Origin of the sequence: Pseudoalteromonas shioyasakiensis, assembly GCF_001550135.1 — a bacterium.
GTDB classification, from domain to species: domain Bacteria; phylum Pseudomonadota; class Gammaproteobacteria; order Enterobacterales; family Alteromonadaceae; genus Pseudoalteromonas; species Pseudoalteromonas shioyasakiensis.
In genome coordinates this window covers 323,065-336,250 of sequence record NZ_LRUE01000022.1, presented here as the reverse complement: position 1 = coordinate 336,250, position 13,186 = coordinate 323,065, and the positions used below count along the sequence as shown (strand labels likewise).

The 13,186-nt window shown below is 42.8% G+C and carries 10 protein-coding genes; 6 read left to right on the top strand and 4 right to left on the bottom strand.

What is annotated here, in order from left to right:
* Nucleotides 1–84 precede the first annotated feature (84 nt).
* The 5 genes from ilvD (at nucleotide 85) to can (ending at nucleotide 6,539) form a co-directional block, all read left to right on the top strand.
* Nucleotides 85–1,941: a dihydroxy-acid dehydratase gene (ilvD, locus tag PASHI_RS18105; RefSeq protein ID WP_062566580.1), complete on the top strand. Its 1,857-nt coding sequence runs from the start codon at nucleotides 85–87 to the stop codon at nucleotides 1,939–1,941.
* A 2-nt stretch (nucleotides 1,942–1,943) separates the two neighbouring features.
* Entirely contained in the window at nucleotides 1,944–3,494 is a 1,551-nt protein-coding gene (ilvA, locus tag PASHI_RS18100) for a threonine ammonia-lyase, biosynthetic (protein ID WP_062566579.1), read from the top strand.
* Nucleotides 3,495–3,625: 131 nt separating this feature from the next.
* Complete coding sequence (locus PASHI_RS18095) at nucleotides 3,626–4,630, top strand: ABC transporter substrate-binding protein (RefSeq protein WP_208855499.1); 1,005 nt, start codon at nucleotides 3,626–3,628, stop codon at nucleotides 4,628–4,630.
* 49 nt (nucleotides 4,631–4,679) lie between these two features.
* The gene (locus tag PASHI_RS18090; RefSeq protein WP_062566578.1) at nucleotides 4,680–5,858 is read left to right on the top strand and encodes a methyltransferase; all 1,179 of its coding nucleotides are present in this window, start codon (nucleotides 4,680–4,682) and stop codon (nucleotides 5,856–5,858) included.
* 18 nt (nucleotides 5,859–5,876) lie between these two features.
* Nucleotides 5,877–6,539 (top strand): carbonate dehydratase, encoded by a 663-nt coding sequence (can, locus tag PASHI_RS18085; RefSeq protein ID WP_062566577.1) that lies wholly within the window; start codon nucleotides 5,877–5,879, stop codon nucleotides 6,537–6,539.
* Nucleotides 6,540–6,584: 45 nt separating this feature from the next.
* Here can and ubiK read toward each other — a convergent pair whose 3' ends face one another.
* Entirely contained in the window at nucleotides 6,585–6,848 is a 264-nt protein-coding gene (ubiK, locus tag PASHI_RS18080) for a ubiquinone biosynthesis accessory factor UbiK (RefSeq protein ID WP_054561163.1), read from the bottom strand.
* Between the two features lie 111 nt (nucleotides 6,849–6,959).
* On the opposite strand from ubiK, the gene rep reads away from it, so the two are divergent.
* Nucleotides 6,960–8,972, top strand: coding sequence for a DNA helicase Rep (gene rep, locus PASHI_RS18075; RefSeq protein ID WP_054561162.1), 2,013 nt, complete (start codon nucleotides 6,960–6,962; stop codon nucleotides 8,970–8,972).
* On the opposite strand, the gene PASHI_RS18070 is transcribed toward rep, so the two are convergent.
* The 3 genes from PASHI_RS18070 to elbB form a co-directional block, all read right to left on the bottom strand.
* Nucleotides 8,962–11,526: a bifunctional diguanylate cyclase/phosphodiesterase gene (locus PASHI_RS18070; RefSeq protein ID WP_062566576.1), complete on the bottom strand. Its 2,565-nt coding sequence runs from the start codon at nucleotides 11,524–11,526 to the stop codon at nucleotides 8,962–8,964. The two genes, rep and PASHI_RS18070, sit on opposite strands and share 11 nt — an antisense overlap.
* Before the next feature lie 200 nt (nucleotides 11,527–11,726).
* On the bottom strand, nucleotides 11,727–12,119 hold the full coding sequence (locus tag PASHI_RS18065; protein ID WP_054554118.1) for a c-type cytochrome: 393 nt from the start codon (nucleotides 12,117–12,119) through the stop codon (nucleotides 11,727–11,729).
* 182 nt (nucleotides 12,120–12,301) lie between these two features.
* Nucleotides 12,302–12,952, bottom strand: a complete 651-nt coding sequence (gene elbB / locus PASHI_RS18060; RefSeq protein ID WP_062566575.1) for an isoprenoid biosynthesis glyoxalase ElbB — start codon at nucleotides 12,950–12,952, stop codon at nucleotides 12,302–12,304.
* Nucleotides 12,953–13,186: the final 234 nt, after the last annotated feature.

The window sequence follows — 13,186 nt, the reverse complement described above, 5'->3', positions numbered from 1 at the left end:
AGAGCAATCAGATTGATGCTTTAGTGAGAAATAAATTAGGAATGAGGAAGTCAGTGGCATGCCACTGCAACAACTGAGGTAATTATGGCTAAATTAAGAAGTGCAACAACAACAGAAGGTCGCAAACGTGCAGGGGCGCGTGCTTTATGGCGTGCAACAGGGATGACAGATAAAGACTTCGGTAAGCCAATTATCGCTGTTGTTAACTCATATACTCAGTTTGTACCGGGTCATGTTCACCTTAACCAACTTAGTGAGCTAATGGCTGAAACCATCACCGAAGCCGGTGGTGTACCAAAAGAATTTAATACTATTGCGATCGACGATGGTATCGCAATGGGTCACGGCGGCATGCTGTATTCACTACCATCGCGTGACTTAATTGCTGACTCAGTGGAATACATGGTTAATGCGCACTGTGCTGATGCCATGATCTGTATTTCTAACTGCGACAAAATCACCCCTGGGATGATGCTCGCAGCACTGCGTTTAAATATTCCGGTTATTTTCGTATCAGGTGGTCCAATGGAAGCGGGTAAAACACGCCTTGCTGATATCGACATTAAACTTGATTTAGTGGATGCCATGGTAAAAGGCGCTGATACCACAGTAAGCGATGAAGACTCAGAAAAAGTAGAGCGCTCTGCGTGTCCTACTTGTGGTTCATGTTCGGGCATGTTTACTGCCAACTCAATGAACTGCTTATTAGAAGCGATTGGTTTAGCACTGCCGGGTAACGGTACCACACTTGCTACGCATAAAGACCGTAAACAGCTTTACGTTGAAGCGGGTGCGCGCATTGTTGATTTATGCCGTGAGTATTATCAAAAAGATAATGCAGCAGTATTACCACGTGCTATTGCTAATCGCACTGCCTTTATGAATGCAATGGTAGTTGATATTGCTATGGGTGGTTCATCAAATACGGTTTTACACTTATTAGCTGCAGCGCAAGAAGCGGGTGTTGATTTTGATATGTCGCACATCGATGAGCTTTCTCGTAAAACTCCTTTCCTTTGTAAGGTGGCGCCTGCAACCAATAAATATCATATTGAAGATGTGCACCGTGCTGGTGGCATGATGGCAATTATCCGTGAGTTAGGTAAGGCTGGCCTTGTCGATTTAACTGTTGATCACGTAGCAGGTCACACTATGGCCGAAATGGTGACTAAATGGGATGCCACCGATCCTAATAATGAAGTAGCGCAAAAATTCTATAAAGCAGGCCCTGCCGGTATCCGCACTACAAAAGCAATGAGCCAAGAGTGCCGCTGGCCAGAACTTGATAATGACCGTGAAAACGGCTGTATTCGCAGTGTTGAAAATGCCTTTCGTCAAGATGGTGGCTTAGCTGTACTTTCAGGTAACTTAGCCCTTGATGGCTGTATTGTTAAAAGTGCCGGTGTAGTTGAAGAAATGCTGCACTTTGAAGGCCCTGCGGTTGTATACGAATCACAAGATGATTCGGTAGAGGGTATTCTTAATGGCGAAGTGAAAGCGGGTGACGTTGTTGTTATTCGTTATGAAGGACCAAAAGGCGGCCCAGGCATGCAAGAAATGCTGTATCCAACGAGTTACTTAAAATCAATGGGCTTAGGTGAAAAGTGTGCGCTTATCACCGATGGTCGTTTCTCGGGTGGTACATCAGGTTTATCAATTGGTCACGTTTCACCAGAAGCAGCAAGCGGTGGTGCAATCGCTTATGTTGAAAATGGCGATAAAATAATCATTGATATCGCAACCCGTGAAATCACCCTAGCGTTGTCAGATGAAGAGCTTGAAGCACGTAAACAAAAGCAACTTGCACGCGGTAAAGATGCTTATAAACCACTTGATCGTGACCGCTATGTTTCATCTGCACTTAAAGCCTATGCATTACTTGCAACCAGTGCAGACAAAGGAGCTGTTCGCGATTTAGCAAAACTTGAGGAGCTTAGTTAATTATGGTTTCTCAAGAGCTCGATTATTTTCGCGCTATTATCCAAGCGAACATGGAGCCCCTTGCAAAAGTCACTGAGGTCAGCGAAATGGCTGATCTTAGTGCACGGCTAGGCAACCATGTGTGGTTAAAGCGTGAAGACCAACAACCGGTTTATTCATTTAAGCTTCGTGGTGCATTTCATAAACTGAGCAAGTTGCCAAAAGGTTCTGATGTGATCACAGCCTCAGCGGGTAACCATGCACAAGGCGTTGCACTCAGTGCTTCATTTTTAGGCCATAAAGCTACAATTGTGATGCCAGTCACAACTCCAGAAATTAAAGTGAATGCAGTACGTTCGCTCGGTGGTGAAGTGGTATTACACGGCCATCATTTTGATGCTGCAAAAGCCCATGCTTTAGAGCTGACAGAGCAGCGTAACGGGGTGTTTGTGCCACCGTTTGATGACGCCGATGTGATTGTTGGCCAAGGTACCGTTGCCCGTGAATTAATGCAGCAATTGAACGACCTTGATGCTGTGTTTATTCCTGTTGGCGGTGGTGGCTTGCTAGCAGGTATGGCGGTGTACATTAAGTCGTTACGCCCAGATATTAAAGTCATTGGTGTTGAAGCTGATGAGAGTGCTTGCCTAAAAGCAGCGCTTGAAGCAGGCAAGCCCGTTGAGCTTGACCGTGTTGGTAGCTTTGCAGATGGTGTAGCCGTAAAAGTTATCGGCACAGAAACATTTCGTTTAGCGCAAAAGTTTTGTGATGAAGTGGTCACTGTTACGGGCGACGAAATCTGCGCCGCAATGCAAGATATCTTTGTTTCGACTCGTGCTATAGCGGAGCCTTCAGGGGCGCTATCAACAGCGGGCCTTAAAAAGTGGTGCCAACAAAATGGTGTTAAAGGCTTAAACGTAGCTGCGATTTTATCGGGTGCAAACTTAAACTTTGACCGCTTACGTTATGTTGCAGAGCGAACGGCTCTCGGTGAAAAGAACGAAGCACTGCTTGCTGTGACTATTAAAGAAGAAAAGGGTAGCTTTAAGCAATTTTGTAACTCATTAGGTGGCAGAGCTATCACCGAGTTTAATTACCGTTATGCAGGCCCCGGCGAAGCACAAATTTTTGTTGGTATTGCCTTAAGACAAGGGCAGCAAGAGCTCGATGAGTTAAAAGCGGCACTGACAGAAAATGACTACACATTTTGCGATCTATCAGATAACGAGCTGGCTAAATTGCATATTCGTTATATGGTGGGTGGTAAAGCGCCAGCTCAGCTTCATGAGCGTTTACTGCGCTTTGAGTTTCCTGAATACCCAGGTGCACTGGCGCGATTCTTAGATACCCTTGGTAGTAATTGGAATATTACTTTATTCCATTACCGTAACCATGGTGGAGCTATTGGTAATGTGCTGGCGGCCTTTGCTATCGAACCGAGTGATTATGAGGTATTCAATGAGCATTTGAACCGTTTGGGATACAACGTTCAAGATGAAACAAACAACCCATGTTTCACCCAGTTCCTAACCAGCCAAGGTCAGGAGTTGAGCGCAGTGAAAGTGGCTAATTAGTTATAAAACCTGAATAAGGCTGCTAATTAGCAGCCTTGTTTTTTTCTCTATTTTTCCTATAGTTAATGCACGGTTTCAAGCAAGGATGATGCGTGCAAGGTATAAAAAGCCTACTAGGGTTAATCTGTTTAATGCTTTCTATGAGCGCACAGTGTGCTGATAAAGTTAGCTTACAGTTAAAATGGACTCACCAGTTTCAATTTGCAGGCTATTATATGGCTGCAGAAAAAGGCTTTTATAAGGAGGCAGGCCTAGATGTCTCTATTATTCCTGCTGATCCAAACCATCCAGATACCTTCCCTAAAGTACTAAGCGGTAAAGCCGACTTTGCCATTACTCACTCAGGAATATTACAAAAGCGTCAGCAAGGCGCTCCGGTTGTCGCCCTTGGAGCCATATTGCAGTTTTCGCCTTACTGCTGGATGGTAAAAAATAACTCAGATATTTTTCAGCCAAGAGACTTTGCTGGTAAGAAGCTAAGTAAAATCGGTTCAATAGAAAATGCTGAGTTACTGGTGATGTTACAGCGCGCTGGATTGAGCCTAGAAAGCTTGATGGCAGCTAGCCATGAAGGCGGTATTAAAGAGTGGCTTGCCGGTGATTTAGACGCGGTGCAAGTGTATGTCACCAATGAGCCTTATACAATGACACTACAAGGAGTCGGTCACCGACTCATTTGCCCGCAAAAGTTTGGTTTGAATGTGTATGGCGATATTTTATATACCTCAGAGCAGTTTTTAGCGAAAAAGCCAGAGGTTGTTGAGCGCTTTTATCGTGCCAGCTTAAAAGGGTGGCGGTATGCCTTATTACACTTAGAAGAAAGCATCGATGTAACCAAGCAGCATTATGCCATCCATAAAAGCGTACAAGAGCTGGCCTATGAAGCCCATGTGTTAGCAAGCTACATTCAACCACCGGGGATTAATTTAGGCAATATGTCGATGGCAAAGTGGCGCTTGATTGCAGATTTATATGGCTTAGATCAGGATGAGTTTGATCAGGCCTTTGATGGCTTTATGTATGATCAACAGCAAACAGAAGGTTTTGAGCTATCTTGGATGCTGATCCTAGCCATCATTCTAAGTATTGCATGTGTGCCATTGTACATTCGTTTGATCAGTAGTAACCGACGTTAAATAAGATAAATCTGTTATACTGCTTTTTATTTCTTGTCGCTAAGTAGTTATGACACTTGCCGAGCACTTTGCTGCCTTAGATGCACTGCTATTTTCAACCCGCCAATACTGGCAATGTACCGCATTTGATTTTGATGATCTTCCTTGGCCTGAATTAGCCAACTTATTATGGGCGCTTGATGACCAACAAGTGAGTGAACTTGATGCCGATCAGCAGGCTTTATATCGTTATTTTACTGATGAAATCGAACACATCGAAAAGCTGGCTGAATTGTGTGAGTTGCCAGCGATAAGTGCTGCCCGAAATGAATTTCCGTTTTGGATAAGTAATGGCATTAAAGGCCGTAAGTTTGAGCAACTACAAGACTTTGTCGCGGCGATCAGTCAGCAGCCATTAAACCAGCCTGTTTTAGAATGGTGTGCTGGTAAAGGGCATTTAGGTCGCATGTTGGCATTCAATGGAGCACCACGAGTACATAGCATTGAGCTACAACAACACTTGTGCGACCAAGGTCAACACAGTGCTAAGCAACAGCAATTGGCGATGCAGTTTTCACAAGCTGATGTATTAACCGATGACACTGATGGCTTTTTTAAAAGCCAGCAGCATGCAGTGGCTTTACATGCCTGTGGTCGTTTACATCAAACATTTATGCAGCAAGCAAGCAAAGCGAAAACTCAGCAAATCAGTTTTTCACCATGCTGTTATCATTTATTCACAGATAACGCCTACCAAGCAATGAGCGAGCCTGCCAAGCAAAGCCAACTAGCGCTTACTCATCGCGATTTAAAACTGGCGCTGCAAGAAACGGTAACGGCACCGAGTCGAGTTGATAAGGTCAGAAAAACAGAAGTTGAATGGCGTCTTGGGTTTGATGCGTTACGTAAAACATTGACCGGTGAAATGCACTATGTGAGTGTGCCATCAGTGAACAAAGCGATTTTCTCTGATTCGTTTAGCTCATTTTGTTTGTGGGCAGCTGAGAAAAAATCATTATATTTACCAGAAGGCATTGATTACAATAAATTTTTAGAGATAGGTAAAAAGCGCAAAAGGGTAACTGAGCGAGTTGAACTCGTCCGACATGTGTTCAGAAGGGCAATTGAAGTTTGGCTGGTGCTCGATCGTGCTTTATATTTGCAACAACAAGGGTATCAAGTAACAGTTAGTACGTTTTGCGAAAAGCAGCTGACACCAAGGAATATCTTGATCCAAGCTAATTATTAAATACCGTAAAGAGGCGCAATGAGAAAGTTAAAAAATTTATTCGAGAATAATAAACGTTGGGCAGCGCGTACGAGTGAAAATGATCCTGAGTTTTTCAAAATTCTATCAATGCAGCAAAATCCAGAGTATCTGTGGATCGGTTGTTCTGACTCGCGTGTACCTGCAAACGAAATCGTAGACTTATTACCGGGTGAGCTATTTGTTCACCGTAACGTGGCAAATGTTGTTGTGCATACCGACCATAACTGTCTTTCGGTAATGCAATACGCTGTTGAAGTACTGAAAGTGAAGCACATCATGGTCGTTGGTCACTATGGCTGTGGTGGTGTTCAAGCAGTATTAAACGAAGCACGTTTTGGCTTAATTGATAACTGGCTACGCCACGTAGGTGATGTAAAAGAAAAACACATCGAACAACTCAATGCATTACCTGAACAAGAGCGTTTAAATAGCTTAATTGAACTAAACGTTATCGAACAAGTACGTAACGTTTGCCGTACTAACATTGTGCAAGATGCTTGGGCGAAAGGCCAAGAGTTAACAATTCATGGTTGGGTGTATGGCTTAGCGAATGGTCATCTTAATGATCTAGAGTCGGTAGTGACCTGTGCAGAAGAAGCTGGTGATACCTACGGTATTGCCGTTAAGCGCGTATTTGAACGCGTGGCAGAAAAAAGCTAATTCCGAAGTAGATTGAAAAAAGGAGAGCTAATTCGCTCTCCTTTTTTATTGTTCGTCTTGTTTGCTAGCAAGTTGCTGCTCGAGTAATGCAACTTTCTCTTCAAGCTCAGTGAGTTTTTCACGAGTACGAATAAGTACTTGGCTTTGAATATCAAACTCATCACGGCTTACAAAGTCCATCTCAGCAAGTTTGTTTTGAATAGCTTGCTTTGTTTTGCCTTCAACTGTTTCGGCAAGGTTTTTCACGCCTTGCGGCATGTTATCAGTAATTTGCTTAGCGATTTCTTCAAGTTTTGCTGGGTTGATCATCTTCGTCCCTTGAGTCACGTAAAAAAACAATCTTACCTTATTGGCTAGGCGTAGTGTAGTGATTACGGTAAAATTGCCCGTCCTGTCTTTGGATAATTTCTTTAGGGGCTTATGAAACTCAACCCAAAACAAGATGAAGCGGTAAAGTATATCAGTGGACCGTGTCTGGTATTAGCCGGTGCGGGATCTGGTAAAACGCGTGTTATTACTAATAAAATCGCTTACTTGGTGCAAAAGTGTGAGTATCAAGCGCGCAATATTGCAGCGGTAACCTTTACCAATAAAGCTGCAAAAGAAATGCGTGAGCGTGTAACGCAAACCTTGGGTAAACAAGAGTCGAAAGGCTTATGGGTTTCAACGTTTCATACCCTTGGGCTTGAGATCATCAAAAAAGAATTAACGACGCTAGGTTTTAAACCTGGATTCTCACTATTTGATGATCAAGATACCAACCAGTTACTAGCTGAGCTGACCGAAGAAGAACTTAAAAAAGACAAAGATCTACTCAATCTACTGAAGATGCAAATAGGTAGCTGGAAGAACGAGTTGATTCTACCAGAGCGTGCCGTTCGCGAAGCCCGTGAGCCGCAAAAAGCCTTGTTTGCTCAGCTGTATGCGCGTTATCAAAATCAATTACGTGCTTACAACGCCCTAGATTTTGATGATCTGATCATGATCCCTACTTTGTTGTTAGGCCAAAATGCCACTGCGCGTGAGCGTTGGCAACAGCGTTTTCGTTACTTGCTGGTGGATGAGTATCAAGATACTAATACCAGCCAGTATCAGCTGGTTAAGCTACTGGTGGGTGAGCGAGCTCGTTTTACCGTGGTAGGCGATGACGACCAATCAATTTACTCATGGCGTGGTGCTAAGCCTCAAAACCTTGTGCTATTGAGTAAAGATTTTCCGGGCTTACGTTTAATTAAGCTTGAACAAAACTACCGAAGCGCAGGGCGAATTCTAAAAGCGGCGAATATTTTGATTGCTAATAACCCCCATGAATTTGATAAAAAGCTATTCAGTGAGCTTGGCTATGGTGAGCCTATCAAAGTGATTGGTTGTCGTGATGAAGAGCATGAATCTGAGCGAGTGGTGGCTGAGATCATTTCTCATAAATTCATGAAACGCACCAGCTATAAAGATTACGCGATTTTATATCGTGGTAATCACCAAGCGCGCGTGTTTGAAAAAGCACTTATGAGCAACCGCATTCCCTATAAAATCAGCGGCGGCATGTCATTTTTCTCGCGTTCAGAAATTAAAGATATCATGGCGTATTTACGCCTATTGGTGAACCAAGATGACGACAATGCCTTTTTACGTATTGTAAATACGCCACGCCGTGAGATTGGTACGGTCACACTTGAAAAACTAGGCACCCTTGCTAATGAAAAGCATATCAGCTTATTTGCTGCCTGTTTTGAGCCTGAGCTTGCGCACAGATTAAAGGGCCGTGGTTTTAATGCTTTAGCTGGTTTTGCCCGCTGGGTGGTTGAGCTTTCTGATAATGCGGTACGGGGCGATACCCTTGAGGCTGTGAAAGAGTTAGTTAGGCAAATTAACTACGAAGCATACCTTTATGAGTCATCACCGAGTGCAAAAGCAGCTGAAATGCGCATGAAAAACGTTTCAGAGCTTTATCGTTGGATCACCGACATGCTAACAGGGGACGCAGACAACCCGCCGCTGAACCTTGCTGAAGTGGTTAGTAAACTGACCCTGCGCGATATGCTTGAACGCAACGAAGAAGAAGACGAATCTGACGCGGTACAATTACTAACACTGCATGCTTCAAAAGGTTTGGAGTATCCGTATGTGTTTATGGTTGGCATGGAAGAGGGTTTATTACCGCACCAAGTAAGTATCGATGAAGATAACGTTGAAGAAGAGCGTCGTCTTGCTTATGTAGGTATTACGCGTGCACAGCAAGAGCTGGTAATGACTTATGCTAAGTTACGTCGTCAATTTGGTGAAACCTCAGATACAGAGCTCAGTCGCTTTGTGCAGGAGTTACCACAAGATGATTTAGCCTTCGAAGCGAAAAAGCCACCCTCTTCACAGGCTGAGCGCATGGAAAAAGGCCAAGCTCGTGTAGCTAATCTAAGAGCAATGCTTAAGAAGTAATAAATTGTGCGCTCGGTGCTTCGTGTTCGAAGGGCGCCAGCGCATGTTGCTTACCAATAAACAATGACAATCCGTGCTTATCGAGTAACGTGCGGTAGTTAAAAATTGACGGGCCTTTCGCGATTACTTGGATATTTTGCAGCTTAGTAATCGCCAGCACACCTTGCAGTTGTAGGTGATAGTTTTCTTGCTGTAGTACTCGCTTACTGAACGTTGAACTTAATAACAAGTAATCGAATTGGAACTCAGTCAGTAAGTTTAATTCACAGCGATCTTTAGCAAATTCATTCAAACCAATCGAAAATCCTTGTGCGACCAAGTTTTTTAAATTTTCAATTTGTACCGCTGATGCATAACGAATTTCTTGTTCGTTGAATAATAAACACATTCTATTCGCATCGTGAGCTTTTAGTAGCTTACACAGTGCTTGAAAATTAATACGTTCAAGCACTAAACCAGAGCAAGGGAATAATACTTTTTCTAGATTACTGTCACTTACTAAGCTGAAGGCTTGTTTTAATAAATTAAGTTCAACCTCAAAGTGCTGAACTCTATCGGTTGCAAACTTCTTAAGTACTTCAAAGCTGGTGCTACCAAGTACTGGGTGTTCACCAAATGCTTCGAGTAAAGATTCTGAGCGAGTTTGTTCATCCAAGGTAATGATTTCGGCACTTCTAAAGTGCATAGGCAAATCATCTAAGTGATGCATATTGTCAGCATCATGTTGCACATTGCTGGCATTAAGCAGCGGATGGAAGCATTCAAAGCGATTACGGCCTGCATTTTTCGCGTAATACATGGCTGCATCCGCATCACGTATAATTTCATCGGTGTGCTTGTAGCTTGGTTTTGAGTAAGTAATACCAATACTGGCACCACTTTGAATACACTGACCCTTCATACAGAAAGGTTTTCTCATAATTTCGATAATACGTTTGGCGACATCTTGGGCTTGCTGTTGCTCTGTTAAGTGAGTGAGCAATATCACAAACTCATCACCACCTAAACGTGCAAGCAAATCATGCTCACGAATACAATGCGAGAAAGACTCAGCAACACCAATTAAAAATTGATCGCCTGCTTGGTGACCAAGGTGATCGTTAATGTCTTTAAATTTATCAAGGTCAATAAATAGCACTGCAAACTGCTGCTCTGGGTAGCGCTGGTAGTGCTGCAATGTTTTTTCAAGCTGAGTTAAGAATAAACTGCGATTCGGTAAACTGGTTAGTGAGTCATGGTGTGCATCGTGATACAGCTGTTGTTCTATTTTTTTACGCTCTTCAATTTGCATTTGCAGGTGCATATTGGCTTGGCGAAGTTCTTTGGTTTTTTCAGTGACCCGGTGCTCAAGCTTTTGGTGACTAAGCTTTAACTCTTGGTTGGCTAGGTGAGTTTGAATAACGTTAGCAATTTGATGCGATACAAAGGTGATTAGCTCACAATCATCCTGACTAAATTCATGTTTATTGTTATAAGCTTGGCAAACAATGAGGCCTATAACGCCTTGCGAGGTTTTAAGCGGCGCACCTAACCAACTCGTCGCGGTGCGCTCTGGTGGTACATTAACGGGTCTTTCTATAACGCCTAGCTTAATAAGCTCTTTTGCTCTTTCACTGTCTATGACTTGGCACTTTTCAGTGCTGAGCACTAGTTCACTGTAGCCTTTAGCAAATGGCCTTGGTTTACCATTATCGTTAAATTCATCGACGCAGTAAGGGAAACTTAACCAATGTGACTTTTGGTCATACAATGCGATGTATAAGTTATCTGCATAGGTAATGGTTTTGATAATGTTATGTACATGCAGATATACATCGTCGAGGTTTTTACTTTGTGTTGCCAGCTCTGATATTTTAAATAAGATCTGTTGACGTTCTAGCGCACTTTTACGTTGTTGAATTTCGTCGTTCAGTGCTTGGTTACTTTGTGTCAGTGCACGGGTGCGAATTTTTACTTCAGATTCGAGCAGCTCACGTTTTTTTACTCGTTCAATTGCTGTCGCCAAATATAATGACATCGCTTCGAGCAACTCAATTTGCTGCTCCGAATAGCCTTGTTTATTGTCATAGCTTTGCGCGACCATGACTCCAATAATGACTTTATCGCGATAGACGGGCACTCCAACCCAATGCTCAGCTGGCGTACCAAAGCACTTAAGTAAGCCTTGTTCAACCGCTTGCTCTGTTTGTTGTTTGGTAAAGTAACAGGTTTTACCTTGTTTAAATACGTAACCTGTGAGGCCTTCTTTAAAGTACTGCTCATATTTTAACGGTACTGAAAGACCATCTTTTTCATCGGCGAAATAAGATAGCTCAAGGTTATCGTAAACCGGGTTATGCAACACAACGAAGAAGTTTTTACTTGGAATATAGTCTTGCAGAATATTGTGGATAGCAGGGTAGAGCAGGGTTAATTCGGCAACAGTGCTTGCTTGCTCTGATAATTGTAAAAGAGCATGTTGCAAGTGATGTGATTGCTTATACTTTTGTAAAAGCGATTTTAAGCGAGCATTTTTTCGGCCTAGCTTATCAATGTGTGTTGCTGAATCTTCCAATGATTTAGAACCAGATCTTATTGTTGTTTAAATTTCGTCCTTTATAGTTCCACTTTTTTATTAGATCGTCAAGTAACAGGTGTTAACAAAATAGTAATTTATGATGGGGCGTATTTGGCTACAGCATTAGTCTAGCGGCTAAAAGCAGGCACAAAAAAAGGGCTTAATAAAATTAAGCCCTTAGTATTAGTTTTAAACTGTTACTTGCTAGTCATGAAATCGATAGCAGCGCTGATCTCTTCATCAGAACAGTCCATACACGTACCTTTAGGAGGCATCGCGTTGAAACCGTTGATTGCATGGTCAAGTAGAGTGTCCATGCCTTTAGCAATACGAGGAGCCCAATCATCAGCTGATTTAGGTGCACCTAGTGCGCCAGTACCATGACAAGCAAAACATGCTGCTTGGTAAACTTGTTCACCAGAACGAGGACCTGTAGGTTCAGCAGCGACCGCAGCTTTATCACCTTCTAGATATACAGAACCAATTGGCGCTAGACGCTTTTTAATTGCATCTTCAGTCAAAGAGTTGTCATACGCTTGTGCATATGCCGTTGTTGCTAGCAGTAATAATGCAGCTGAGAGTTTTTTCATTTTGCCTTGCTCACTTCGATTTGAACGTGATCAATCACGATATCTGACGGAAATTAGAACGATTATAACGCTAAGCCACAATTTATAAAATGATCTAAAAGGCTTTTTCTTGAGAAAAACCGTCATTTTTTTGCGTTAGCGCAAGAAAAGCCAGCATTAAATACTGGCTCCTAGCTTGATGTTTAAGCAAGCTCTAATACTTTGTTAACCAATTTTTCGATACCCGCATCAGCATCTAAAATGCTTTGGGCCAACATATAGGCTGGGGTTGTGACCACTTTATGCTGAGAATCGACAACGATATCATCCACAGCACAGCCTTGGTGCGCTCCGCCGAGTTGCTCGATAGCGGCAGCGGTGTCTGCATCGTTACCAATGGTTGTTTTTACACCTTTACCATAAATAAGCGGCAGCATGGCAGGAGCAATACATATATAACCTGCTGCTTTGTTGGCATCGACAAAGCCCTTCGCAGTTGTCAGTACATCACCTTGAACTTGGGCATCTGCGCCTTTAACAGCAAAGTCAGATAGGTTTTTCGCGGCCCCAAAGCCACCTGGTACGATCAAGGCATCGAATTCATCTACATTTAGCTCAGTCAGCGCTTTAATTTCACCACGGGCAATACGCGCAGCTTCAACTAACACATTACGGTTAGGAGTCATTTCTTCACCGGTTAGGTGATTAATGGTGTGCATTTGGTCGATATTGGGTGCGAAGCATTGATAGCTCGCGCCTGCTTTTGCGATATGTAATAAGGTTAATACGGCTTCATTGATTTCTGCGCCGTCGTAAACACCGCAACCAGCTAAAATTACAGCAACTTTTTTCATTTTTGAACTCTCCTTAATGCGACTAGCTTTAGTTTAACAAGGATACGAGCATGGCGACAAAATAAAAAAATTTTGTCGCTTGATAACTCGCAAAGCATGATGAATAGCCGTTTATGCCTTTTTATAAATTACTAACGAAAAAAAAAGTATAAAGGATCGCTATGATCTTTGATCCATTATGCTAGAATACTCCTCCGGTTATGAAAAGGGATGTTAATTCGGTATCGAATAAGC